This is a genomic window from Pelomonas margarita, from assembly GCF_043555875.1.
Lineage (GTDB): Bacteria > Pseudomonadota > Gammaproteobacteria > Burkholderiales > Burkholderiaceae_C > Pelomonas > Pelomonas margarita.
Window position 1 is genome coordinate 45264 of the sequence record NZ_JBIGHW010000006.1, and the last position, 25402, is coordinate 70665.

21 protein-coding genes are annotated in these 25402 nt (G+C 69.6%); 15 read left to right on the plus strand and 6 right to left on the minus strand.

What is annotated here, in order from left to right; all coding sequences use genetic code 11:
* Positions 1-4: 4 nt before the first annotated feature.
* Positions 5-1882, plus strand: coding sequence for a hydantoinase B/oxoprolinase family protein (locus ACG0Z3_RS12570; RefSeq protein ID WP_394397832.1), 1878 nt, complete (start codon positions 5-7; stop codon positions 1880-1882).
* 64 nt (positions 1883-1946) lie between these two features.
* On the opposite strand, the gene ACG0Z3_RS12575 is transcribed toward ACG0Z3_RS12570, so the two are convergent.
* Positions 1947-3101 (minus strand): iron-containing alcohol dehydrogenase, encoded by a 1155-nt coding sequence (locus ACG0Z3_RS12575; protein WP_394397834.1) that lies wholly within the window; start codon positions 3099-3101, stop codon positions 1947-1949.
* A gap of 321 nt (positions 3102-3422) precedes the next feature.
* Between ACG0Z3_RS12575 and ACG0Z3_RS12580 the strand changes: the two genes are divergently transcribed.
* Positions 3423-4238, plus strand: coding sequence for an IclR family transcriptional regulator domain-containing protein (locus ACG0Z3_RS12580; RefSeq protein WP_394397836.1), 816 nt, complete (start codon positions 3423-3425; stop codon positions 4236-4238).
* Positions 4239-4268: 30 nt separating this feature from the next.
* On the opposite strand, the gene ACG0Z3_RS12585 is transcribed toward ACG0Z3_RS12580, so the two are convergent.
* The 4 genes from ACG0Z3_RS12585 to ACG0Z3_RS12600 all read right to left on the minus strand — a co-directional run bounded on the left by ACG0Z3_RS12585 (position 4269) and on the right by ACG0Z3_RS12600 (position 9393).
* On the minus strand, positions 4269-5441 hold the full coding sequence (locus ACG0Z3_RS12585) for an MmgE/PrpD family protein (RefSeq protein WP_394397838.1): 1173 nt from the start codon (positions 5439-5441) through the stop codon (positions 4269-4271).
* Positions 5442-5569: 128 nt separating this feature from the next.
* Positions 5570-6379 carry a helix-turn-helix domain-containing protein gene (locus tag ACG0Z3_RS12590; protein WP_394397840.1) on the minus strand — a complete coding sequence of 270 codons (810 nt, stop codon included), beginning with the start codon at positions 6377-6379 and terminating at the stop codon, positions 5570-5572.
* A 39-nt stretch (positions 6380-6418) separates the two neighbouring features.
* On the minus strand, positions 6419-7654 hold the full coding sequence (locus ACG0Z3_RS12595) for an MFS transporter (protein WP_394397842.1): 1236 nt from the start codon (positions 7652-7654) through the stop codon (positions 6419-6421).
* A 134-nt stretch (positions 7655-7788) separates the two neighbouring features.
* Positions 7789-9393, minus strand: a complete 1605-nt coding sequence (locus tag ACG0Z3_RS12600) for an FAD-binding oxidoreductase (protein ID WP_394397844.1) — start codon at positions 9391-9393, stop codon at positions 7789-7791.
* A 245-nt stretch (positions 9394-9638) separates the two neighbouring features.
* Between ACG0Z3_RS12600 and ACG0Z3_RS12605 the strand changes: the two genes are divergently transcribed.
* From ACG0Z3_RS12605 to ACG0Z3_RS12645, 9 genes are all read left to right on the plus strand, one after another.
* Complete coding sequence (locus ACG0Z3_RS12605) at positions 9639-11078, plus strand: flavin monoamine oxidase family protein (protein WP_394397846.1); 1440 nt, start codon at positions 9639-9641, stop codon at positions 11076-11078.
* 122 nt (positions 11079-11200) lie between these two features.
* On the plus strand, positions 11201-12421 hold the full coding sequence (locus ACG0Z3_RS12610; protein WP_394397848.1) for a class I SAM-dependent methyltransferase: 1221 nt from the start codon (positions 11201-11203) through the stop codon (positions 12419-12421).
* Complete coding sequence (locus ACG0Z3_RS12615) at positions 12418-12780, plus strand: hypothetical protein (protein ID WP_394397850.1); 363 nt, start codon at positions 12418-12420, stop codon at positions 12778-12780. Before ACG0Z3_RS12610 ends, ACG0Z3_RS12615 begins: the two co-directional genes overlap by 4 nt.
* On the plus strand, positions 12777-13973 hold the full coding sequence (locus ACG0Z3_RS12620; RefSeq protein WP_394397852.1) for an FAD-dependent monooxygenase: 1197 nt from the start codon (positions 12777-12779) through the stop codon (positions 13971-13973). The genes ACG0Z3_RS12615 and ACG0Z3_RS12620 overlap by 4 nt, the downstream gene beginning before the upstream one ends.
* A 12-nt stretch (positions 13974-13985) precedes the next feature.
* A complete protein-coding gene (locus ACG0Z3_RS12625) occupies positions 13986-14999 on the plus strand; it encodes an alpha/beta fold hydrolase (RefSeq protein WP_394397854.1) in 1014 nt (337 codons plus the stop codon).
* Positions 15000-15017: 18 nt separating this feature from the next.
* Positions 15018-15929, plus strand: coding sequence for a polysaccharide deacetylase family protein (locus ACG0Z3_RS12630; RefSeq protein ID WP_394397856.1), 912 nt, complete (start codon positions 15018-15020; stop codon positions 15927-15929).
* A 14-nt stretch (positions 15930-15943) separates the two neighbouring features.
* Complete coding sequence (locus ACG0Z3_RS12635; RefSeq protein WP_394397858.1) at positions 15944-17458, plus strand: aldehyde dehydrogenase family protein; 1515 nt, start codon at positions 15944-15946, stop codon at positions 17456-17458.
* Positions 17459-17493: 35 nt separating this feature from the next.
* Complete coding sequence (locus ACG0Z3_RS12640; RefSeq protein WP_394397860.1) at positions 17494-18465, plus strand: DUF1838 family protein; 972 nt, start codon at positions 17494-17496, stop codon at positions 18463-18465.
* A 4-nt stretch (positions 18466-18469) separates the two neighbouring features.
* Positions 18470-19684, plus strand: coding sequence for a serine hydrolase domain-containing protein (locus ACG0Z3_RS12645; RefSeq protein WP_394397862.1), 1215 nt, complete (start codon positions 18470-18472; stop codon positions 19682-19684).
* On the opposite strand, the gene ACG0Z3_RS12650 is transcribed toward ACG0Z3_RS12645, so the two are convergent.
* Complete coding sequence (locus ACG0Z3_RS12650) at positions 19668-21176, minus strand: aldehyde dehydrogenase family protein (RefSeq protein WP_394397864.1); 1509 nt, start codon at positions 21174-21176, stop codon at positions 19668-19670. The genes ACG0Z3_RS12645 and ACG0Z3_RS12650 overlap by 17 nt on opposite strands.
* A gap of 278 nt (positions 21177-21454) precedes the next feature.
* Between ACG0Z3_RS12650 and ACG0Z3_RS12655 the strand changes: the two genes are divergently transcribed.
* From ACG0Z3_RS12655 to ACG0Z3_RS12670, 4 genes are all read left to right on the plus strand, one after another.
* On the plus strand, positions 21455-22303 hold the full coding sequence (locus ACG0Z3_RS12655; RefSeq protein ID WP_394397866.1) for a helix-turn-helix domain-containing protein: 849 nt from the start codon (positions 21455-21457) through the stop codon (positions 22301-22303).
* Positions 22304-22456: 153 nt separating this feature from the next.
* On the plus strand, positions 22457-23884 hold the full coding sequence (gene leuC, locus ACG0Z3_RS12660) for a 3-isopropylmalate dehydratase large subunit (RefSeq protein WP_394397868.1): 1428 nt from the start codon (positions 22457-22459) through the stop codon (positions 23882-23884).
* Positions 23881-24498 (plus strand): 3-isopropylmalate dehydratase small subunit, encoded by a 618-nt coding sequence (gene leuD, locus ACG0Z3_RS12665; protein WP_394397870.1) that lies wholly within the window; start codon positions 23881-23883, stop codon positions 24496-24498. Before leuC ends, leuD begins: the two co-directional genes overlap by 4 nt.
* 29 nt (positions 24499-24527) lie before the next feature.
* Positions 24528-25391: an isocitrate lyase/PEP mutase family protein gene (locus ACG0Z3_RS12670; protein WP_394397872.1), complete on the plus strand. Its 864-nt coding sequence runs from the start codon at positions 24528-24530 to the stop codon at positions 25389-25391.
* Positions 25392-25402 lie beyond the last annotated feature (11 nt).

The following is a 25402-nucleotide window of genomic DNA, read 5'->3' on the forward strand; positions in this document are numbered from 1 at the left end:
CACCATGCCCGCACAAATCATCCAGGCCAACGCCAAGCCTTTCAACAAGGTCGCCGTCGATCCGGTGACGCTGGACATCATCGAGAACGCGCTGCGCAATGCCCGCATCGAGATGGACGCGACGCTGGTGCGCACCGCCATGTCGCCCGGCATCCGCGAACAGGGCGACGCCTTCCCGCTGATTGCCGACCACCAGGGCAAGATGATCGTCGGCCAGTTCGGTTCGTACATCGGCCCCTTCCTGGACGGCTATGACGGCACCGTCGAGGACGGCGACCTGATCTTCCTGTCCGACCCCTATTCGGTTGGCGGCGCCATCAGCCACTGCAACGATTGGCTGGTGCTGCTGCCGGTGTTCAAGGACGGCCGACTGATCGCCTACACCTCGATGTTCGGCCACCAGAGCGACATCGGCGGCATGGTGCCCGGCTCCATGCCCATCCACGCCACCGAGATCTTCCAGGAAGGCGTGCGCATCCCGCCCGTCAAGATCTGGAAGAAGGGCGAGTACAACGAGGACCTCATCAAGCTGGTGATGCACCAGTCCCGCACGCCTGACTGGTGCAAAGCCGACCTGAACGCGCTGATCGCATCGTGCCGCGTGGCCGCGCACCGCGTCGTCGAGATGGTCACGCGCTTCGGCGACGACGTGTTCGTGTCGGCCACCGGGATGCTGCTGGAGCGCAATCACCGCGCGATGAAGCACCTGATCGAGAACTCCATCGGCGAGGAGAAGGTGTCCTTCGAGGACTACGTCTGCGACGACGGCCTGGGCTACGGCCCCTACAAGATCAAGTGCACGATGTGGCGTGAGAACGGGCGCGTGGTGCTGGACTTCGACGGCACCGATCCGCAGTCGCAGGCGTCGATCAACATGCTGCTGAACGAAAACATGATGCGCATGTTCTTCGGCATCTACATGATCATGGTGTTCGACCCCCAGATCCTGTTCAACGACGGCTACTACGACCTGATCGACGTGCGCGTGCCGGAAGGCTCGCTGCTGAAGCCCAAGTTCCCGGCCGCGCTGTCGGGCCGCACCCATGTGCTGGGCCGGCTGTTCGACATCCTGGGCGGGCTGCTGGGCCAGAAGACGCCGGAGTTCCTGAACGCCGCCGGCTTCTCTTCGTCGCCCCACCTGTTCTACGCGGGCACCGACAGCAACGGCAAGTGGTTCCAGCTGTTCCAGATCGGCTTCGGCGGCATCCCCGGCCGCCCGCTGGGCGACGGCCCCGACGGCCACTCGCTGTTCCCCGGCTTCACCAACGTGCCCAACGAGTTCCTGGAGCGCTACTTCCCGCTGGAGATCCTGCGCTACGAGACCGTGACCGACTCCGGCGGCGCGGGCCTGCACCGCGGCGGTAACGGCATCAACATGGTCTACCGCTTCCTGGAGCCGGGCACCATCGCCATCCACGACGACCGCTGGTTCGTGCCGCCCTGGGGCGTCAACGGCGGCCTGCCGGGCAAACGCGCCAGGAAGATCCTCACCAAGGCGGACGGCACGCAGGTCGTCGTCGGCAACAAGCTGGAGGGCTATCCGGTCGAGGCTGGCGACAGCCTGCAGTTCATCACTTGGGGCGGAGGCGGCTGGGGCGACCCGCTGGCGCGCGACCCCGGCTTGCTGGCCAAGGAGCTGAAGCAGGGCCTGGTCAGCGTGCAGGGCGCGCGGGACTACGGCGTGGTGCTGGTGGGCGATGAGGTGGATGCGAAAGCCACCGAGGCGCTTCGCGCCGAGATGCGCGCCGCGCGCGGCGAGTTCGGCACCTTCAACTTCGGGCCCGACATCCAGACGCTGCGCGAGCGCTGCCTGGAGGAGACCGGCCTGCCGGCGCCCGAGCAGCCGGTGTGGTCCGCCGGGCGGGCGAGCGCGGCGGCCTGACCCGGGTTGGCCTGCACATGGGGCAGCGCTGCGCAAGCAGCGCTGCCCGTTTTTTATCGTGACTTCAATAGGCAGCCTGGTAGATGGCCAGCGCGTCCGCCTCCAGCACATCGCGCGGGTTGTTGCCCAGCAAGCGCGTCTGCAGCATCGCATCGGCCGCGAGCTGGGACAGCGCGTCGGCGCCAATGCCGTGATCGCGCAGTCGCGTCTGCATGCCCGTGGCGGCGATCAAGGCCTCCAGATGGCGGATGAGTGCGGCTGCCTTGCTGCCATCGCTGCCCTGCACGCCGGGCAGCAGCCGGTCGGCCAGCGTGGCATAGAGCGCAGCGGCGGTCAGTGCGTTGAAGCGCAGCACATGGGGCAGCACCAGCGCGTTGCTCAGCCCGTGCGGCAGATGGAAGCGCCCACCCAGCGGATAGGCCAGTGCATGCACGGCGGCAACCGGGGCGTTGGCAAAGGCCTGGCCCGCCAGCAGCGCACCCAGCAACATGGCTTCCCGCGCCTGCAGGTCGTGGCCGTTCTCGCAGGCGGGCAGCAGGTGGGTCGACAACAGCTCCAGCGCCTGCAAGGCCAGCAGGTCCGACATGAAGTTCTTCTTGTGCCGGCTGGTGAAGGCCTCGATGGCATGCACCATCGCATCGATGCCGGTGGCCGCCGTGAGGCCGCGCGGCATGCCGACGGTCAGCGTCGCGTCGACGATGGCCATGTCGGCATAGAGCTGGCGCGAGACGATGCCGCTCTTGGTGGTGCTGCCGGTGGTGACGATGGCGACGGGCGTGACCTCGGACCCGGTGCCGGCCGTGGTGGGCACCTGCACCAGTGGCAGACGCTCGCCAAGCACCTTGTCGATGCCGTAGATGTCGGCCAGCGTCTGGCGCCCTGCGAGCAGCACAGCGACGAGCTTGGCCACGTCCATCGACGACCCGCCGCCCAGGCCCACCACCAGGTCGGTGCCGAACTCGCGCGCACGCGCGGTGACGGCGTCCACGACATGGTCGGGCGGGTCGGCCTGCACGTCGTCCACGATCAGCACCTTCAGCCCCGAGGACGTGAGGCTGGACAGCGCCGGCTCCAGCAGTCCGCTGCGGTACAGGAAGGCGTCGGTGACGACGCAGACGCGGGTGGCCGCAAAGCGCTGCGTCAGCAGGCCGCCGAGCTGCGCGCTGGCGCCGCGCTCGACCACCAGATGAGGAACGGTCTGGAAGGAGAAAGCTTGCAAGGTCTGCCTCTGGGTGAAGTTGGCATGGCGGGCGTGGCGTGCCCGGGCGGGGTCAGTTTGTGCGTGTCGTCGCGGCTGCGGCCATCGGCGGCGGCACTCTCTCCACACAGTGGAACGGTCGCGGCGACCTTGTCACCCCTACAAAGAGGCCCGCCTCTGTCCATGTGGTTGACCGCACTGTCCGCATTGCGGGCAGTCGATTCGGGCCTCGGGTTTTTTCGGACGCTGCGGCATGTGGCTTGCGAGACATTGGTTTCAACCCGCCCTGCGGAGCCGTCGCAGCAGGGCCGACTCACATCGCATGCATCCGGAGATGTCATCATGGAAAGAAGTGTCCCCATCCGCTCCGTCAGCCGCAGCATCGCTGTCCTGCAGGCCATCAACCGCGGCGAATGGCTGACGGTGATGGAAATCTCCAAGGCAGTCGACCTGCCCTATCCCACCACCTTCCGCATCATCCAGACGCTAATGCACGAAGGCCTGGTGGCGTGCGAAGCCAGTTGCAAGCGCTATCGCGTCACCGCGCTGGTGCAGTCGCTGGCGCTGGGCTACACAGACCATGGCAACCTCATTTCACTGGCACGTCCGCGCATGGTCGAGCTGACGCAGAAGCACGCCTGGCCAATCTCGCTGACGACCCATGTGGGCCGCAGCATGATCGTGCGGGACTCGACGCACACGCTCAGCTCGCTGACCTTCTGCAACTACGCACCAGGCTATAGCCTGCCACTGCTGGAATGCGCCTCCGGGCATGCATTCCTGGCCCACATTGGTGCCGAGGAGCGGCTGAGCCTGTTGACGGGCCTGGAAGCCTATGACCGCCGAACGCCCATGCTGGACATGTTCAAGTCCGAGCGCCTCGTGCAGAACGTCCGCGAGAACGGCTACGCGACCTGGGAGCGCAATCCTCACACGCAGTTCCCCGGAAAAACTTCCTCGATCGCCGTGCCGGTGTTCGACAAGGGCGCGGTGGTGGCCACGTTGACGCTGGTGTTCTTCGCCACCGCCCTGCCGATGGCCGAGGCCGTGCGCCGCTATGCCGACGATCTGAAGGCCGCAGCCCGCGAGCTGTCCCTGCAACTGGCCGCTCCGGCCTCGGTCAACCAGCCCGCCACCGAGGCGCTGGCAGTGGCCTGAGGGAGCGGGCGGCGCCACAGGGCGCCGCGTTCAGGCTGTCGCTGCCTGCGGCCTCAGCAGACGCAACAGCGTGCCCACATCTGGCGACAGATCCAGGCTCCACAAGGCTTGCAGCACCTCGCCGGCGCGCTGGGGCAGCACCAGGTCGTTGGCGGCGGCGCGAAACAGCTCGCAGAGCTGCGAGTCACTCGGCGGCGCGCCCTTGGTACCGAGGAAGGCGGGCACGTCCACGTGCTCGCGCGAACCGTCATCGAACCAGGCCGTCAGCGAGCAGGCCTGCACGCCGGCGCAGTCGGTATCGGCCCGCAGCGCCACCTTGTCCGCAAGGCCGCGCATCGCGGCGTCCGCCACGCAGGCGGGCTGGCGCTCGTCCACCGTGAACTGGCCCAGCCGCCAGCTGGCCGCAACGCAGTGCTGCAGCGAGAGTGCCGTGCCAGCGCCCGTGCCCGCCGCCTGCTGCTCGGCGAGTTGCCACGCCACCGGAGATATCGTGAGTTGCAAGGCCTGCGGCTCTCGCCCGGCGCACAGGCCACGCAGCACCAGCGTTGCATCGATGGCCGCCAAAGCCTGGACGGGCGCGGGCCAGCAGTGGATGGCGATGTCGTCGAGATGCCAGTCGTCATCGGGGCCGTCCAGCGCTTCGGCCACCGCAGGCGTCGCGGCCATGGCCAACGGCACGACCTGCGCCAGGCTCGCCATGGTCGCTGCGCGGTCCAGCCCCAACAGGGTGCAGCGGGCGGCGGCCACGCCCATGCCGGGCCAAAGGGCGGCGCAGGCGATCTCCGCCTCCAGGCCGATGGCCAGCGCCGTCAGCAGGCGAGGTCCGCTGCAGCGCCCGGCTTGCGCATGCGCCAGCAGGGCGGTCACGATGTCCGGCGTGAGCCGACGCAGGCTGGGCAGGTGCGTATCGCCGAAATCCAGCGGGTCCAGCAAGGCGCGATTGCAGCTTTGCGCGTGCTGTGGCGTCGTGGGCAGGCCGGACCACCAGGCCAGCGCCCCGCCGCTTTGCGCCTCGCCGTCCTGCGGAGCAATGGTTGCAGGCAGTTGCTGCGCATGCGTCATTTGCAGGTAGCACTCGGCCGAGGCCTTGAGCTGGTTCAGCAGCAAGCGCCTGGCTGGCCGGGTGACAGCCTCGTCGAAGGCTGTGTGCTGCCTTGCAAGGATGAAATCGGCCAGCCGGGCAGCCAGGGGCGTGGTACGCATCAGCGCCTGCTGTCCGGGCCGCACGGTTTTCGGGGGCCCGAGCCGGCCTTGGCGGTGCTTGCCATCTGAATGCCTCCCCGGCCATCGATCTGCCACGCAGGCTAACCGTCATGGAGGCGTTAGCAAAGTCAGATCTGCGGCGTGTTCACATCATGGATTGCGTCGTGATCGGCGGCATGGGAGCGGTGAGTGGCGATCTGATGGGCCAGCTGCTGCAGACGCGGCGCATAGACCTCGCGCAGGCGGTCGGTGTTGCGCAGCGTCGACTTGATGTAGCGCATCACGATGCCACCCACTGGTCGACCGGCCAGCAGCAGCGGCACGCCCAGATTGCCCTCGCGGTTGTGATCGAACTCGATGTGGCAGTACCCCTGGTCGAGCACCCCGCGCATCAGCTGCTCGATGCGGGCGCGTTCGAAACGAGGCGCCGCATGGGGCCTGCGGTCCTTGAAGTCGGCCTTCATCACGGCCTCCTGCTCCGCTGCCGGGCAGTGGGCGAGATAGCACAGACCGCTGGTGGACATCAGCATCGGAATGGCGAAGCCGATCCGGTGGCGGGTCAGCACCAGCGGCGAGTCGTGGTCGGTGTTCAGGCGCACCACCATCTCATTGCCGCGGGGCGTTGCCAGCGCGAGCGACCAGCCCAGCTCGCGCTGCACCTCGGCCAGCAGCGGGCGAGCGATCTCGACGAGCAGGTCGGTGTCCTGGAAGCCCGCGGCAAGGCGCCGCACGAGGCTGGTGAGGCGGTAGATGTCGCTGCTGGGCAGCTTGTCCACATAGCCTTCAGACGCGAGGGTCTGCAGCAGGCGGTAGGCGGTGGCGCGCGGCACGTCGATGCCGGAGGCCACCTTGCTCGCCGTGGCGTCGCCGTGCTGGTTCAGGAAGGTGATGGCGCGCAGGGCCTTCTTCAGCGACTTGATCTCGTCCCGCTCTGCCATGCCCCGAACCGCGCCTCTGCATCACTGCCCCGGCCCAGTTTACGACCCGCTTGCGGTGCGAGCGGGCCAGGAAGTCGGGTAGCGGCCCAGGCCGAGCAGCAACAGCGGCCCCAGCACCAGCAGCACGGCCGAGGTGAGCAAGGCCAGCTGATAGCCACCGGTGCGGTCGAAGATGAGCGCGAAGGCGACCGGGCCGGCACCGGTGGACAGCGAGAAGCCCACCCACTGCCAGGCGTAGATCTGGCCGAAATTGCGCGTGCCGAAGTAGCGCAGGCACAGATAGGCGAGCAGGTCGAACTCCGCGCCGGCCGTCAGGCCGATCAGCATCACCGCCAGGCCGGGCCATTGCTGCCAGGCCAGCAGCAGGCACGCCGCGGCGGGCGGCGTCAGCAGCAGCAGCGCCACCAGCGGCCCCCAGAGGCGGTCGAGCAGCCAGCCGGCCAGCAGGCGGCCGGCCATCACCATCAGGCCCAGCAGGCTGGCATAGCCCGCCGCCTCGGTCGCGCTCAGCCCGCCGTCGGTGAGCATGGGCATCAGGTTGGGAATCAGGCCCGCCACCGTCGAGCAGATCGCCCAGAAGCCGACGATCATCAGCCAGAAGTGGCGGGTGCGCAGCGCCTCGCCCACCGTCAGGCCGTCGCTGGACGCGGCGCTGGCCTGCCTGCTGCTGCTGCCGGTGTCGGGCTTTTCGCGAAACAGCAGCCAGACGGCGGGCATGGCCACCAGCGCGATGGCAGCGGCGACCGCCACATAGCCGCTGCGCCAGCCATGCGAGGCGATCAGCTGGTTGAGCAGCGGCGGTGCGAGCAGCGCCGTGGCGCCGGTGCCGCTGAGCGCGATGCCCAGGGCCAGCCCGCGCTTCTCGACGAACCAGGAGGCGATGCCGCGCGACCAGGCCAGCGGCGTGGTGCCGGCGCCCACCAGCGCGAACAGGAACCAGTTGGCATGCCACAGCGTGGTCGAGCCGTTCTGGGCCGACAACCCGAGAAAGCCCAGCGCCAGCCCGGCCTGGCTGGCGAGCGCCACCGGGCGCACGCCGAACCGGTCGATGAGCCAGCCCACCGCCCAGGCGCTGCAGACCACGCCGAGCATGGAGAAGGTGATGCCGCTCTGGATGACCGCGCGCGACCAGCCGAACTCCTGCGCCAGCGGCTTGGCAAAGATGCCCAGCGTGTAGAAAGGCAGTGCAGTGAGGCCCAGTGCCACCCCCAGCCAGGCCGCGAGCACGATGCGCCAGGCATGGTCGCGGCGGAACTCGCCGGTGGTGCCCGTCATGGCCGGCTTCCCGGGCTGATGCGACAGGGAAGAAGGCGAGGTGTCATGGTGGGCGGTCCAGTGATGGCGGGCGCGCAGGCTAGGGGCAGCGTGGACGCAAGTCAAACGCGGGCGAACGCGAATTCACGCCGTGGTCAGTCGGTCGCCGTGTCCAGCCCCAGCGCGCCGGGGTTCATCAGGTTGTGCGGGTCCAGCGACGCCTTCAGCGTGCGCAGCATGCGCAGCGCCTCGGGGTGCAGGCGGGGGGCGTAGGGGTAGGCGCGACCGATCTGGAAATGGGCGCTGCCGTGTTCGGCGTAGAGCTCGATCAGGTCCTGCTTCAGCACGGCCGTCAGCGCCGAGGCCGAGGCGTTGGCGGCGTGGCTGGACACCTGCTGCAGGTGCTCGCGGCCCAGCATCGCCTCGTGATAGGCCGTCGGCACTTCGGGCCAGTACAGCGCGATCTCGTAGAGCAGCCCGGTCGACGAGACGGTGGAGAACATCGTGCCCATCCACACGCCCAGCCGCTCCATGTCCGCCCGGTGGCGGGCGCGGAAGTCCTGCAGCGCGGTGTGAAAGGCCGGCACCCGGGCATGCGGCAGGATGCCGTGCAGCGGCACCCATCGCTCACCGTTGGGGCCGAGGATGTTGGTCAGCGGCGCAAAGGGCAGCGCGCGGACGAAGCCCGGTACGCTGTTGGCGATCTCCGTGCCATGCCGCAGCGCCAGCTCGCGCAGGTGACGGGCCTTGGCCTTCGCGTCGGCGGCATTGGCGCCCTCGACCAGAAAGTGCGCCATGTACTCGCCGCTGGCGAGCACCTGGTCGCCGGCCAGGGCCATGCGCAGCAGTTGCTTCAGGCCGGCCACCGCGTTGGGAGCGGAGCGGAACACCTGCAGCGCGATGCGCAGCCTGGAGCCCATGCCCTCCTGCTTGCCGATCTGCCCCTGCGACAAGGCCTTGTCGAGGCCGAAGCTCTCGTCCTCCAGCCCCTGCTGCGCGGCCAGGCGCATGGTCTCGTGGAAGGCCGCGAAGTCGGTGAAGGCGAAGGACAGCCCTTCGAACTCGCTACGCGCGGCGATCAGCGACAAGCGGAGGGTGGCCTTGATGCCGAGGGCGCCGCAGTCCCCCGTGAACAGGCCGGTCATGTCGGGGCCGAAGTGGCGCGTGGCCGAGCTGATGCCGGTGCTCAGCAGCTCGCCCGAGGCCAGCACCACGTCCACCGACAGCACCGACTGCGCCGAGATGCCATGGCTGGCGCTGCCGTGGCTGATGGCGTTCTGGCTGACACTGCCGCCCACCGTGGCCACCAGGCCGGAGAACGGCCCCCAGAAGGGCGTGCGCAGGCCCAGCGGGGCCAGGCGCTCGCGCAGCGCGGCCCAGGTCACGCCGGCGCCGACGGTCACCACCGCGTTGGCGGCGTCGACGTCGATGCTGTCCAGACCGCCGGTGTCGAACACCACATGGCCGCCGGCCGGCAGCAGATAGCCGTCGGTGTAGGAGGCGCCGCCACCGCGCGGCACCATGGCGACCTTCGCGGCGGCACACAGCTTCACGGCGGTCTGCAGCGTCGCTACGTTCGTCGGTCGCACGGCCGCCAGCGGCAGGCCGCCGCTGCGGTAGACGTCGTGCGACAGCAGGGCCAGCTGAGCGGCGTCGGTCGTCACGCACGCGGCCCCCAGCGCCTGCAGCAGCTGCACCACCAGGTCATGGGCGGCAAGGCGGGCGGGTGCGGCGGCAGGGAGGTCGGGGGTAGCAATCATCGGCACACGCTAGCTTGCGCCGGTGGTGGGCGCCAGTGGCGGGCGGGCGACTGTTCATCCAGCGAGGACGCCGCCCTCACCGCCGACTCACCGCCTGCCCACCGCTTACTCGCCTCATGAACACGGGGGCACGCCGGCGTGCACGCGGTCGCCGCAGGTGCTTCACTTCCGCCCATCGTGCCGAACGGCGTTTTGACTGGATCACGGGCCCGCGGCCCAGAGGTGTCTTCATGGCGGAACAGAGGTTGAACCGACGTCACGCGCTCGCGCTGGGCGCGGCGGTGCTGGCAGGGCCGGTGATGGCGGCGGCGGACGCGGCCCCCGCGGATGTACTGATCCTCGGGGCCGGCATTTCGGGGCTGCACGCCGCGCGCATGCTGCAGACAGCCGGCGTCAGCGTCACGGTGCTGGAGGCCAGCCAGCGCGTGGGCGGCCGCTGCTGGACGGCGCGCCAGGTACCGGGGCGCCCCGAGCTGGGCGCCAGCGAGATCGGGCCGGGCTACGGGCGCGTGCGCGGCAATGCGGCCGAACTGGGCGTGGCGCTGAGCGACCAGCCGCCCGGCGCAGCATCCATGCTCGGGTCGGCCGCCGTGGCCATCAGCATCGACGGCCAGCCGGCCGTGAACCAGCCCTGGGTCGATTCGCCGCTGAACCGACTGGCGCCGAACGAGCGCACGCTGCTGCCGCTGCAGCTCTACGGCCGCTACCTGTCGGCCAAGTCGCCGCTGGTGGACCTGGGGGACTGGCTCAAGCCCGAGTTGGCCGAGTACGACCGGATGTCGCTGCGCCAGTTCTTCCGACAGCAAGGCGCGTCGCCCGAGGCGCTGCGCCTGCTCAACGTCAACATCGGCGCGCGCACGCTGGACGAGGCCAATGCGCTGGACGCGCTGCGCAAGATGAACTTCTACCGGCACGAAGCCAAGGCCGGCATCCAGAGCCGCGTGCGCGACGGCACCAGCGCACTGACGGACGCGATGGCCGCGTCGCTGCAGCGACCGGTGCAGCTCCAGCGCGTCGTGCGGCGCATCGAGACCGGCCCCAAGGGCGTGGTCGTGACCTGCCAGGACGGCAGCGTCCACCGCGCGCGCGCCTGCATCAGCACCATCCCGATGTCGGTGATGCGCGGCATCCGTGTCGACGGCATCAAGGGTGTCAAGCTGCCCGGGCGCCAGCGGGAAGCCTGGCAGAAGATCCCCTACGCCCAGCTGGTGCAGGTCTTCATGGCCGTCGACAGCCCCTTCTGGGAGAAGGACGGCATGGCGCCCGAGCTGTGGTCCGACGGCCCCATCGAGCGCGTGCTGCACATGCCGGCGCGGGACGGGGGCGGCCCCGGCAACCTCGTGGCCTTCATCAACGGCCAGGCCACCGACCGCTTCGACCGCGTGTCCAGCGCCGACGTCGGGCAGTTCGTGCTCAAGGAGCTGAACCGCCTGCGTCCGGCGAGCCAGGGCGCGGTGCGCATCAGCCATGTGCACAACTGGGGCGCGCAGCCGTTCGCGCGTGGCCACATCGCCAGCTTCGCGCCCGGCGACATCGGCCGCTACGCCGAGCTGCTGGACAAGCCCGTCGGTGCGCTGTACTTCGCGGGCGAGCACTGCAGCAGGCTGCACGTCGGCATGGAAGGCGCTTGCGAGTCGGCCGAGTCCGCGGCGCTGCGGCTGCTGGACGACCTCGACAAGGCCTGACCGGCATGCGCCCCGGCGCGCTGTTCGTCAGGTGACCAGGGCGCCCGAACCCCGCGACTGCCGGGGGACCGCCCCCTACATTCGTTGCATCGCTTCAGGCATCAGAAAACCAAGGAGTCCCCGTGCTCAACACCTTCCAGCAGGAGCAGCATCCGCTGCTGCCGAAGTCCACGCATGACGAGTCCTCGCGGCAGGAGTTCTCCAAGAGCCTGAAGGCCTTCGTGCAGCAGGGCCTGCTGCCGGGCCTGCAGCCGGTGTTCACCCAGCGCGCTGCCAAGCACTTCGAGCAGCAGCATGGCCGCGCGCCGCAGGACCGCCGCGACATCCGCAAGGCGATGGAGGTGGACCTGTACTTCCAGCACTACGCGGCACTGAACCGCATCTCGCAGGAAGCGATGTGGAACTCGGTCATCGACGCGGTCGATCGTCAGCTGCCCGAGCTGATCGAGAAGGCGCGTGACTGGTCGGCCAAGACGAAGGCCGAGCTGCGCATGGACCCTGACTTCGTGCCGCCCAAGTACGTCACGGCGCTGGACATCCACTGCATGCCCGGCGGCTACGCCAGCGAGGTGACCAAGGACGACGTCAGCGTCGCGGCCCTCTACGACCGCGGCGCCTACCTCTACGGCATGGGCTTCGCCGGCCCGCTGAACGACGACATGGGCCGCTCGGTGTGCAACTACATCCGGCGCAACCTGCCCGGTTTCAAGCCGCGCCGCATCCTGGACATGGGCTGCACGGTCGGCCATTCCACGCTGCCCTACAAGCAGCTGTTCCCCGACGCGGAGGTCTGGGGCATCGACGTGGGCGGCCCGGTGGTGCGCTATGGCCATGCGCGCGCCGCCGCGCTGGGCGTGGAGGTCAACTTCGCGCAGATGAATGCCGAGAAGACCGATTTCGAGGACGGCTACTTCGACCTCATCGTCAGCCACATCCTGATGCACGAGACCAGCGGCAAGGCCATGCCGCGTGTCGTGCGCGAATGCCACCGGCTGCTGTCGCCGGGCGGCTACGTGATCCATGCCGACCTGCCGCCGTTCGACAACATGAACGCGTTCACGCAGTTCATCCTCGACAACGAGACTTGGTACAACAACGAACCGTTCTGGGGCGCGATGAGAGAAGTCGATCAGATCAAGCTGGCGGTGGACGCCGGCTTCCCCGCCGCGGATGTGGCCTTCGCCACCGCGCCCATGGCCATCCTGGAGGCCGCCGCCGAAGGTGCCGCCGGCTACACGGACGCATCCACCAGCGCCGTTGCGGACCGCGAGTTCACGGCCGGCGAGTTCGCGCCGGGGGGCGGCTGGGAAGTGCTGATCGCACGCAAGGCGGTGCTGGCATGAGCGCCGCCGACAACACGCCACGCGCCACGCGCCACGCGCGCGGCAAGCGCCCGGTCTTCTACGCGACGCCGGGCCTCGACGAAGCGATGTCGATGATCGTCGTGCTGGCGCAGGAGCTGAGCGTGCTGCGCGACCGCGTCGACGCCATCGAGCGCGTTTCTGCCAAGCGCGGCATCGACCTGGCCGCCGAGATCGAGGCCCTGGTGCTGGACCAGGCCGCGCTCGATGCGCGCGAGCTGCAGCGCCAGCAACTGCTGGAGCGCCTGTACTACGTCGTCCGCAAGGAAGCCAAGGAGTTGCAGGACGCCGACAGCAAGCAGCGCTACGACGAAGTCATCAACGAGACGGCGCAGGCATGAGCGTCGGCACAAGCAAGCATGAGCCGGTGCTGATCGCCGGTGCCGGCATTGCCGGCCTTTGCGCGGCGCTGGGCCTGCTGCGCGCCGGCGTGCCGGTGCGCGTGCTGGAGCAGGCGGCCGAACTGCGCGAGGTGGGCGCGGCCGTCTCGCTGGCGCCCAACGCCACGCGGGCGCTGGACAGCCTGGGCGTGAAGGACGCACTGCGCGCCGCCGCCAACCGCCCGCAGCGCGCGGCGATGAAGCACTACCACAGCGGCGAGACGCTGTCCGCCTACGACATGGGCGACGCGATGGAGCAGCGCTGGGGCCAGCCCTATCTGCAGCTGCTGCGCGCCGACCTGCACAAGGTACTGGCCGACGAGCTGCAGCGCCTGGACTCGACCGCGCTGGTGCTGGGTGCGCGCGTGGATGGCGTGCGCCAGCACGGCGATCGCGTCAGCGTGGACACGCCGGCGGGCCGCTTCGAAAGCCACTGCCTGATCGGCGCCGACGGCGTGCGCTCGGGCGTGCGCGCCGCGCTGCATGGCGACGGCGCCCCGCAGTTCACCGGCTATGTGGCCTGGCGCGGTGTCGTGCCGGCCGAGTCGCTGCGCAACCCCGACTTCACGCCCGACAGCGCCGTGTTCCTCGGCCCGCATCGCTCGCTGCTGCGCTACCGCGTGCGCGGCCAGACGGCGGTCAACGTCGTGGCGTTCGCACGTGTGGATTCATGGATCGAGGAAGGCTGGTCGCTGCCGGCCGACCCGGCGGAACTGCGCGAGCACTTCGCCGGCTGGCACGAAGAAGCCGCCGACATGATCGACGGCCTGTGCCGCAGCGGCGTCTTCAAGTGGGGCCTGTTCGGCCGCGCCGCGCTGCCGGGCTGGCAACAGGGGCGCGTCACGCTGCTGGGCGATGCCGCGCACCCGATGCTGCCCTTCCTGGGCCAGGGCGCGGCCATGGCCATCGAGGACGGCGTGATGCTGGCGCGGGCGCTGTCTACGGCGCTGGCCAAGGGCCTGGGCGTGGAGGCCGGCCTGGCCTGCTACGAGCGGCTGCGCTATGCGCGCGCCACCAATACCGTGAAGCGCTCAGACGCGCATGGCCTGCGTCTGCACCGCCACTTCGTCGATGCGGCCGACGATGCGCCCGTGCCGCGCGACGACTTCCTCGAATTCGACTTCGATGCGGCGACGACGCCGCTGGACATCTAGGACCCCTTCGCCATGTCTATGCGCCTGCCCCGTCTCTCGCTGGCCGCCGCGCTGCTCTGCATCGCCGCCGCACTGCCCGCCCGCGCCCAGACCCCCGAGCCGCCGTCGACACGCGTGCTGACGCGCGAGTCCGTGCTGGCCCGCTTTGCCGATGCCGACTCCAGGTTCATCGAGGTCGACGGCGTCAAGCTGCACTACAAGGACCAGGGCAGCGGCCCGGCGCTGCTGCTGGTGCACGGCACCATGGGCGACCTGGGCGACTGGGACGGCTGGACCGCCCTGCTGTCCAGGCGCTACCGCGTGATCCGCTTCGACATCCCGGGCTTCGGCCTGAGCGGCCCCATCGCCAGCGGCAATTACTCCACCGACCGCATTGGCAGCCTCATCGACGGCTTCATGGACCAGCTGGGCGCCGAGCGCTTTGCGATCGCCGGCATCTCCTACGGCGGCCTCATCACCTTCCGCTACGCCGCCACGCGCACCGACCGCATCACGGCGCTGATCCTGGCCAACTCGGCGGGCATCGAGACCGGCAGGCCGGCGGCGCCCGCCACACCGTCGTCGGCCGCGTCAGCCGCCGCCGCCACGGCCAACATCTTTTTCAGCGAGGTCATCACGGCGGCCGACGTCGAGGGCAACCTGCGCCACATGCTGGCCGACCACAGCCTGGTGAGGCCGCAGCTGGTGCAGCGCAAGCTGGCCTTCATCAACACCGTCGGTCGCGGCGAGGAGTCGCGCGTGTCGCGCCGGCAGTACGAACGTGGCGACCCGCTGCGCGTGCTCGCCCACGTGAAGGCCCCCGCCCTGGTGCTGTGGGGCGGCGCGAACAAGGCGCTGAGCACGCAGACCTCCGAAGCCTTCGCCAACGCGATGAAGAACGCCTGCTTCGTCGAGCGCAAGGTGTTCCCGGAGGCCGGCCACATGCTCATCATCGACAAGGCGCAACAGACGGTGGGTGACGCACAGTCCTTCCTGGACCGCGTCACTGCCGGCGCGGCCTGCCGCACGGCGGCCGACAAGCGCTGAATTCATCCGGAGAACCTCATGCATTACGACTACGTCCCCCTGCCCGAGCGCCAGCCGCTGCGCTGGCCCGAAGGCAAGCGTGTCGCGCTGTTCCTCACGATCAATCTCGAGACCTGGGACCTGATCAAGGACACCGACAAGCCCTACTACGCCGGCGGCCCATCCATCCTGCCCGACACACTGCCCGGCAACGTGCCCGACTTCCCCAACTTCGCCTGGCGCGAGTACGGCCAGCGCGTGGGCGTGTGGCGCCTGTACGAGCTGTTCGACGAGATGGGCGTGAAGCCGGCCGTGACGATGAATGCCGTCACCGGCCTGCGCCGCCGCCAGATGGTGGACGCCGCGCTGGCGCGTGGCTGCGAGGTCATCGCCCACAACTACGAGCAGGGCGAGCTGCTGACCAACTTCTCCGGCGACGTGGACGCCGAGCGTCGCGTCATCGAGCGCACGCTGGACGTCTACCAGCAGATCTGCGGCCGCCCCGCGCAGGGCTGGCTGTCGTCGTCGCTGCGCGGCACGCTGGCCACCGCCGACATCCTGGCGGAGAAGGGCCTGAAGTTCTATTGCGACCTGATGAACGATGACCAGCCCTACCTGGTGCAGACGCCGCACGGCCCCATCGTCTCGACGCCCTACTCCAACGAGATCAACGACTTCACGCTGCTGACGCGGCGCGGCCACACGACCGACGAGTTCCGCGACGTGCTGATCGAGGAACTGTCGGTGCTGCATGACGAGGGCGCCAAGACCGGCCGGATCATGAACGTGGGCCTGCACCCGCATGTCAGCGGCCGGGCCTACCGCATCCGTGCGCTGCGCGAGTTCCTGGAGTTCGCCAAGTCGCTGCCGGGCGTCTGGTTCACGACGCGCGAAGAGGTGGCGGGCTGGTATCTGCAGCACCACGCCGAACACATCCAGCCCAAGGCCTGAAGGAGCGACGGTTCATGAGCCTGGACATTGCAGCACTGAAGCCCGCCCAGCCCGCCACGCTGGCCTTTCTCGCGCGCGCCGACCACCCCATGCTGCTCGGCAGCGACTGGGTGCCCGCACGCTCGGGCGCGTGGATGGACGCCATCAACCCGGCCACGGGCGAGGTGCTGGGGCGCTTCCCGGCCGGTGACGCGAGCGACGCGGACCGCGCCGTCGCGGCGGCGCGCGAGGCCTTCGAGGGCGCGGCCTGGCGCGACATGACGCCCAGCCAGCGCGGCCGCATCCTGTGGCGCGTCAGCGAGTTGATCGAGCAACACATCGACGAGCTCGCCGAGCTGGAGACGCTGGACCAGGGCAAGCCGCTGTGGGTGGGCCGTTATGCGGAGATCCCCGGCGCGGCCGAGCAGTTCCGCTTCTTCGCCGGCCAGGCCTCGCGCGTCGAGGGCCAGACCATCCCCACCTCCATCAACTACCAGCCGCCCGGCAAGCAGGTCTTCGCCTACACGCTCAAGCAGCCGGTGGGCGTGGTGGCGGCCATCGTGCCGTGGAACTCGCCGCTGGTGCTGACGGCCATGAAGCTCGCACCGGCCCTGGCCGCCGGTTGCTGCGTCGTGCTCAAGCCGGCCGAGGACACCTCGCTGACCGCGCTGCGCCTGGGCGAGTTGCTGCTGGAAGCCGGCCTGCCACCGGGCGTGGTGAACATCGTCACCGGCCGGGGCGACGTAGTCGGCGCGGCGCTGGCCGCCCACCCGGGCGTCGACAAGATCTCCTTCACCGGCTCCACACCGGTGGGCCGCGCCGTGCTGGCCGCTGCCGGCGGCAACCTCAAGAAGGTGACACTGGAACTCGGCGGCAAGTCGCCGGTCATCGTCATGCCCGATGCCGACCTGGACGCGGCAATCGCCGGCGCGGCCAACGCGATCTTCTTCAACACCGGCCAGGTCTGCGTGGCGGGCTCGCGCCTGTACGTGCACCGCGACGTGTTCGACCAGGTGGTGCAAGGCGTGGCCGATGTCGCCCGCAGCCTGAAGCTGGGTCACGGCCTGGACGCAGCGACGCAGATCGGTCCCGTGGTCAGCCGCAAGCAGGCGGAGCGCGTGCACCGCTATGTGCAGGACGCCATCGCGGCCGGGGCGAAGGCGATCGTCGGTGGCGGGCGGCTCGGCCCCCACGGCACCTTCATCGAGCCCACCGTGCTGGTGGACGTCAAGCCCGACATGGCCTGCGTCAAGGAAGAGATCTTCGGCCCCGTGCTGGTGGCCACGCCAGTGGACTCGCTGGAGGAGGCGCTGGCCCTGTCCAACGACTCCGAATACGGCCTGGCCGCCAGCGTCTGGACCCGCGACCTGTCCACCGCGCACCGCGTCGCGGCGCGACTCAAGTCCGGCACCGTGTGGATCAACTGCCACCTGATGTTCGACGCCAGCCTGCCCATAGGCGGCGTCAGGCAGTCGGGCTGGGGCCGCGAGAGCGGGCAGGCGGCGGTCGACAACTTCCTCGAGCTCAAGACCGTCTGCGCGGTCATCTGAGCGAACGCCCTTTCACTCCCTGGAGATCGACAGACATGAATCCCAACGACATGAAGCGCCGCCATGCGCTGCGCCTGGCGGCCACGGCCGCGCTGGCCGGCGCGGCCGGCGCCGGCAACGCGGCCACCACCGCAGCCAAGCCGGCCATCCGCCCCCTGGCGTTCAACGACCCCATCTGGAACCGCGAGATGTCGGCCCGTCTGGAAGGCGACGCCGATCCCAAGAAGTTCGTCTACGGCTGCGTGTCGGGCATGGTCAACGGCGTGCGCGATGGCGAGCGCGTGCGCCCGCTGATGCGCTTCGAGGTCTTCAGCACCATCCGCGTCGTCAAGCAGCCCGACGGCAGCTACCACCGCCTGTGCCGCGAAGTCGTGTTCTATCGCAACCTGGAAACCGGCAAGCTGATGGACGAGTGGGACAACCCTTACACCGGCGAGCGCGTCAAGGTTGTGGACGTTGCCAACGACCCCTTCAACTACATCATTTCCGACTTCTTCCCCGAGCCGCCCCGCTACGGCGGCCTGAACAAGGAGCAGGCGCCGCCGCGCCGGCCGTTCATCCGCAACTGGATGATGCTGGACGAGGAGACGGTGGGCCTGGAGTCGGACATCCACCTCTACTACCCCAGCGCGCTGAAGCCGGAGAAGTGGCCGCGCGAGTCGCCGGGCGCCATGTCGCGCGTGTCGGAGCTGTTCCGCTACGCGATCCGCCGCGCCGACCTAGAGAACCCGGACCTGGGCCACATTCCCCACCACGGCGTGTGGAACCGCATCACGCCCTGGCTGCCGTGGATGCTGATGGACCAGGCGCCCGGCCACATCGTCTACAGCGGCCTGTTCGGCAGCCGCAAGTCGCTCGATGCCTATCCCAAGGACATCATCGACCGCGTGCGCGAGCGCTACCCGACCTACCTGGTGGCGCCCGAGAAGATGGAAGGGACCAGCCTATCCAGCCTGGAGCGCTATGCGCTGGAGCAGAAGCCGGCGGCGCCCCGCGTCAAGCCCTGACGTGATGCGGCTGCGCCCCGGGCTGGCGGCGGCCTTCGTGCTGCTGTGCAGCCTGCCGATGCCCAGCCAGGCCGGCTGGGACTGGCTGTATGAATGGCGCGTGGCCAACCGGCCGCCGCCGGGCCGGCCAGCGGTGTACAGCCGCAGCGACCCGCAGCTGTGGCCAAGCGAGCGCGTCGCTGGTGCAGCTGCGCCCGTGCCGCTGCCACGCGGTGCCAGTGCCTGCCTCAGCGAGGCCGCGCTGGCCCCGACGCTGGCGGAGATCGAGCGGGTGCGCAGCGATGCCTTCCTGGTCTGGCATCGCGGCCGTGTCGTGTTCGAGCGCTACGCCGAGGACCGCGGGCCGGACGCCAGCACCGAGCCGGCCTCGATGCACAAGTCCGTGCTGGCCCTCGTCGTGGGCCAGGCGGTGGCCGACGGCTTCATTCCCACGGTGCAAGCCCCGGTCTCGCGCTGGCTCACCGAGTGGGCCGGCGACCCGCGCGGCGCCATCACCATCGAGCAGATGCTGCAGATGGCCAGCGGCCTCGCGCCGCTGCCCTTCGACATGTCGCCCGGCTCGGCCTGGAACCGTGCACTGCTGGGTGCCGACAGCACCGCCGTGCCCTTGAGCGCCGCGCTGGCGGACACGCCCGGCACGCGTTTCAACTACGCCAGCGGCATCTCGCAGCTGCTCGGGCTGATCGTCGAGCGCGCCACCGGCCAGCGCTATGCGCACTATCTGTCGCAACGCCTGTGGCAACCGCTCGGTGCGGCCGAGGCCTTCGTCGTGCTGGATCACCCGGGCGGGCTCGCGCGCACGGCCAGCGGCCTGTTCGCGCGGCCCGAGGACTGGCTGCGCGTGGGCCTGCTGTTCGTTCACGGCGGGCGTGTCGGCGACCGGCAGCTGATGGACCCGGCATGGCTGCAGGCGATGGGCGCGCCCAGCACCGCGAACCCGAACTACGGCTACCAGCTCTGGCGCGGCAGTCCCCACGCGCCGCAGCGGCGCTACAACAGCGTGACGCCGGGCGCGGTGCCGGCGAGCGCGCCCTTTCTGGCCGACGACATGCTGTTCTTCGACGGCGCCGGCGCGCAGCGCGTCTATGTGTCCGCGCGCGAGCAGCTGGTCATCGTGCGCCAGGGCGCGGCGGCATTCGACTGGGACGACTCGCGCGTGCCCAACCTCGTGGTGCAGGCAGCACGCGGCTGCGACGCCGGCGTCAGAGTCGCGCGGTGACGGCCTTGGTTTCCAGGTAGGCGTCCAGCCCCTCCTGGCCGAACTCGCGGCCCCAGCCCGACTGGCCGTAGCCACCGAACGGAATGTTGGTGCCGACGGCGCCGTGGCAGTTGATCGACACCTGGCCGGCGCGGATGCGCTTGACCAGGCGATGGGCCGTCGACAGGTCGCGGGTCCACACGCTGCCCGACAACCCGAACGGCGTGTCATTGGCCAGCGCGGCGATGGTGTCCAGGTCGCTGCTCTCGAAGCGCTGCACGGCCATGACCGGGCCGAAGATCTCGTCGCGCATGATGGCCATGTCGCGGTGGCAGCCGGTGAACACCGTCGGCCGGATGAAGTGGCCCGGGCGGTCCGGCGAGCTGCCGCCGGCCGCCAGCACCGCGCCTTCGGCTTGCGCGCCGTCGATGTAGCCACGCACCTTGGCGTGGTGCTGCGCGGAGATCATCGGCCCCTGCTGGCTGGCGGCATCCAGGCCATGCCCCAGCACCATCACGTCGGCAAACGCGCTAACGCCGGCCACCAGTTCGTCGTGGATGGCGGCATGCGCAAAGATGCGCGTGCCGGCCATGCAGTTCTGGCCCTGCAGGAAGAAGGTCGCCATCGCCACGCCCGGGATGGCCAGCGCCAGGTCCGCATCGGGCATGACAACCACAGGGCTCTTGCCGCCCAGCTCCAGGCTGATCTTCTTCAGGTTGCCCAGCGACGCGGCCACGATGCGCCGCCCGGTGGCGGTGGAGCCGGTGAAGGAGATCTTGTCCACGCCCGGGTGGTTGGCGAGCGCGGCGCCGGCATCGGCACCCAGGCCGTTGACGATGTTGACGACACCCGGCGGCAGGCCGGCGTCGAGCACCATCTGCCCCAGCGCCAGCACCGACAGCGGCGTCTCCTCGGACGGCTTGATGACCACCGTGCAACCGGCAGCGAGCGCCGGCGCCAGCTTCAGGATGGCGGTGGACAGCGGCACGTTCCACGGCACGATCTGGCCGATGACACCCACCGGCTCGCGCAGCGTGTAGGTCAAGGCCTCGGCCTGCGCAGCGATGTGGCGTGGCGGCGAGGTCGTCGTCCCTTCGATGCGCAGCACGGCGCCGGCGTAGTAGTCGAGCATCTCCACCGTGTTGGCGGTCGTCAGCTCAGCGATGAAGGCCGGCATGCCGTTGTCGACGATGTCCAGCTCGGTCAGCAGCCGCGCGTCGGCCGCCATCGCGCGCGCCAGCTTGAACAGCAGCGCGGCGCGGTCGGTGGCGGGCATGCGGCCCCAGGGGCCGTTGAAGGCGGCCCGCGCGGCGGCCACGGCGCGGTCCACCTCGGCAGCACCACCGATGTGGAAGCGCGTCAGCGGCAGGCCGGTGGCGGGGTCGTGGCTGGTCATCTCGCCCGCGCCCTCCACCCAGCGGCCGTCGATCAGCAGCGGGTGGGGCTGGGCCAGGAAACGTGCGGTCTGCGGGGACAGGGCATGGCCGTCGAACGGCACCGGGGCTGAACTCATGCGGGCAATGAACAAGGGCGTCGGTGGCGACGGAGGCGATCAATGTAGGCCGCCACCCCGGCGCCGCCACAGCCCCCGCTGCCGCTGCCCGCCACGTGAACAAGGCCGGCGCATATGACGGTGTTGCAACACATTTGTTCGCCTGATGAGCAGCGGCGAACGGGCGCGGCAAACCCGTGTTGGATGTCGGCATGCGCGGATCGATAGTCGCTTTTCGGCAAGTCGCGACGGGGCGGGCTTGCAGGCCCTCCACGTTCAGCCCCTGGCGAGAGCTCATCATGGAAAGAGGCGTTCCCATCCGTTCGGTCAGCCGCAGCATCGCGGTGTTGCAATGCGTGAACCGCCACGGTTCGCTGTCGCTGATGGAGATCGCTCGCAGCGTCGGTCTGCCGTACCCGACGACCTTTCGCATCATCCAGACGCTGTTGCACGAAGGTCTCGTCGAATGCGAGCCCAGCCGCAAGTTCTACCGCGCCACCCAGCTGGTGCAGACGCTGTCGGTGGGCTACCGCGAAACCGGCAATCTCCTGACGCGCGCCCGGCCGCACATGGTGGCGCTGACACGGCGCATCTCCTGGCCGGTGTCGCTGGTCACCCACGTGGGCCAGAGCATGATGGTGCGCGACTCCACGCACAGCGAGACCTCGCTGAGTTTTTGCAACTACGAGCCGGGCTACACGCTGCCGCTGCTGGAGTGCGCGTCGGGCCATGCCTATCTCGCGCATGTGCCCGACGCCGATCGCCACAGCATGCTGGCGGGCCTGGAAGCGCTCGAGCGCCGCAGCCACATGCTGGAGATGTTCAAGGGCGAGCGGCTCGTGCAACGCATCCGCGAGGACGGCTACGCCACCTGCGAGCGCAACCCGCACTCGGCCGTTCCGGGCAAGACCTCGTCCATCGGCGTGCCCATCTTCGAGGGCTCGCGCGTGGCCGGCGCCATGTCGCTGGTGTTCTTCGCGTCGGCGATTCCCATGGCCGAAGCCGTGCGCCGCTATGTCGATGACCTGAAGCATTGCGCCGCCACCATCTCGGAAGAGCTGACGCGTGACCGGCAGGATCTGGCCCTACAGATGCCCCCGGGCGCCACCATCGCGCCGGTGCAGAACCAGCCGATGGTGATGCACTAGGGCCGTTCAACACAGCGGGAGCAGGCCTACTCCCGTCGTGTTGACAGGCCCTAGTCCACGTGGCGAACAACCGCCGCGCCAAGTGTGGCAACCAGCGCGCCGGCTCGCACACTGCATGCCCATGTCCCGCAGCCGCCGCACCCGCCATCGCCCATGAGCCAGACCCTGTACGACAAGCTCTGGCGCTCGCATGTGGTCCAGGAAGCGCATGACGAGAACGGCAACAGCAGCGCGCTGATCTACATCGACCGGCAGATGCTGCACGAGGTCAGCAGCCCGCAGGGCTTCGAGGGCCTGCGCCAGCGCGGCCTGCCTGTGCGGCGCACGCAGGCGCAACTGGCCGTGGCTGACCATGCCGTGCCCACGCGCCACCGAGACCACCCCATCGCCGACCCGCTGGCCCGCGACCAGGTCGCGCTGCTGGAGCGCAACACGGCCGCCACCGGCCTGCGCTACATCCCGCTCAACGACGCCCGCCACGGCATCGTCCACGTCATCGGCCCGGAGCAGGGCTTCACGCTGCCGGGCATCACGCTGGTCTGCGGCGACTCGCACACCTCCACGCATGGCGCCTTCGGCGCGCTGGCCTTCGGCATCGGCGCCAGCGAGATCGAGTGCGTGCTGGCCACGCAGACGCTGCGCCAGCGACGCGCGCGCAACCTGCGCGTGCGTATCGCCGGCCGCTTACCGGCGGGCGTGGCGGCCAAGGACCTGATCCTCACCGTCATCGGCCGGCTGGGCGCGTCGGGTGCGGTGGGCCATGCCATCGAGTACTGCGGCGAGGCAATCGAAGCCCTGTCCATGGCCGAGCGCATGACCGTCTGCAACATGAGCATCGAGGCCGGCGCCCGCAGCGGCCTCATCGCGCCAGACGACACCACCTACGCCTGGCTGGACGGCCGCCCGCTGGCACCGCGCGGCGCACTATGGGAACAGGCGCTGGACTACTGGCGCAGCCTGGGCAGCGATGCCGATGCGATCTTCCAGCGCAGCCTGGACCTGGATGCCGCCGCGCTGGTGCCGCAGCTGACCTGGGGCACCAGTCCCGACCAGGTGCTGCCCATCGACGGCCGCGTGCCCGACCCCGCCGACGCCGCCGACGAGGCCGCCGCGCGCAAGATCGCCCGCGCGCTGGACTACATGGGCCTGCAGCCCGGCCAGGCCCTGCAGGACATTGCCATCGACCATGTCTTCATCGGCTCCTGCACCAACAGCCGCATCGAGGACCTGCGCGCCGCCGCCGAGGTGCTGCGCGGCCGACGCAAGGCCGACAGCGTCAAAGCCCTCGTCGTGCCCGGTTCCGAGCGCGTGGCGCGGCAGGCCGAGGCCGAGGGGCTGGACCGCGTGTTCGTGGCTGCCGGCTTCGAGTGGCGCGCACCGGGCTGCTCGCTGTGCGTGGCCATGAACGACGACCGGCTCCTGCCCGGCGAGCGCTGCGCGAGCACCAGCAACCGCAACTTCGAGGGCCGCCAGGGCGTGGGGGCGCGCACGCACCTGCTGAGCCCGGCAACCGCCGCCGCATCGGCCATCGCCGGCCACTTCGCCGACCCCCGCACGCTGGCCCGGCAGGAGGCCGCATGAAGCCGTTCACCCGCCTGAAGTCGGTCGCAGTGCCCATGCCCGATGCCGACATCGACACCGACATCATCTTCCCCGCTCGCTTTCTCGTGCTGACGCAGAAGGCCGGGCTCGGCCCCTACGCCTTCTACGAGAAGCGCTTCGACGAGCAGGGCCGCGAGCGCTCCGAGTTCGTGCTGAACCGGGCCCGCTGGCGTGGCGCTGCCATCCTGGTGGCGGGCGCCAACTTCGGCTGCGGCTCCAGCCGCGAGCAAGCACCCTGGGCGCTGGCCGACCTGGGCCTGCGCTGCATCATCGCGCCGGGCTTCGGCGAGATCTTCGAGGCTAATTGCCTGAACAACGGCATGCTGCCGATCCGCCTGGCAACGCCCGAGCATGCGCTGGCGCTCGCGGCGGCGCAGGCCGGCCAGGCGCTGACGGTGGACCTGCAGGCCTGCACGGTGACGCTCGCCGACGACACCGTGCTGCGCTTCGGCATCGATGCACGCGCCCGGCTGGCGCTGCTGGAGGGCCAGGACGAGATCGAAGGCATCCGCCGGGAGGCCGGCGCCGCGATCGCCGCCTTCGAAGCGCGCCAGCAGGAGCGCCAGCCCTGGCTCTATGCCGACCCGACCTGACTCACCGATTCACTGACACAGGACCCACCATGGCCAACCCCGTATTCCGCCAGATGCTGGACAAGGGCGACTTCTTCGTCGTTCCCGGCATGCAAGACATGATCGCCACCGCCGTGGCCAACAAGGTGGGCTTTCCCATCGTCTACGGCAGCGGCTACTGGCTGACGGCTTCCAGCCTGGGCCTGCCCGACGCCGGCATCGCCAGCTACACGCAGATGCTGGACCGCATGGCCACGCTGGTGCAGACCAGCAACGCTGCCGTCATCGCCGATGGCGACACCGGCTACGGCGGCCTGCTGAACGTGGCCCACACGGTGCGCGGCTATGAGAAGGCTGGCGTCACCGCCATCCAGATCGAAGACCAGGAGTTTCCGAAGAAGTGCGGCCACACGCCGTTCAAGCGTTGCGTGCCGATGGAGGACATGGTCGAGAAGATCAAGGTGGCCGCCGAGTCGCGCGAGGACAAGAAGAACTTCCTCATCATCGCCCGCACCGACGCGCGCGCCGGCTTCGGCGTGGACGACGCGCTGCGCCGGCTGGAGGCCTATGCCAAGGCAGGCGCCGACGTGCTGTTCTTCGAAGCGCCGCAGTCCGAGGAAGAGATGCGCCGCGCCTGCGAGGCCTTCGACCTGCCGATGATGGCCAACATGGCCGACGGCGGCAAAACGCCCATCCTGCCCGCGGCCACGTTGAAGGAGATCGGCTACGCGTTCGCGATCTACCCGTCGATGACCAGCCTGGTGGCCGCCGCCGCGATGGAGATAGCGCTGCGCAAGCTCAAGAGCGAAGGCCTGAGCCAGACGCCCGACCTGCCGATGTTCGACTTCACGGAGTTCTGCAAGCTGATCGGCTTCCAGGAGGTCTGGGACTTCGAGAAGCGCTGGGCGCGCTGAACACCCCCGCC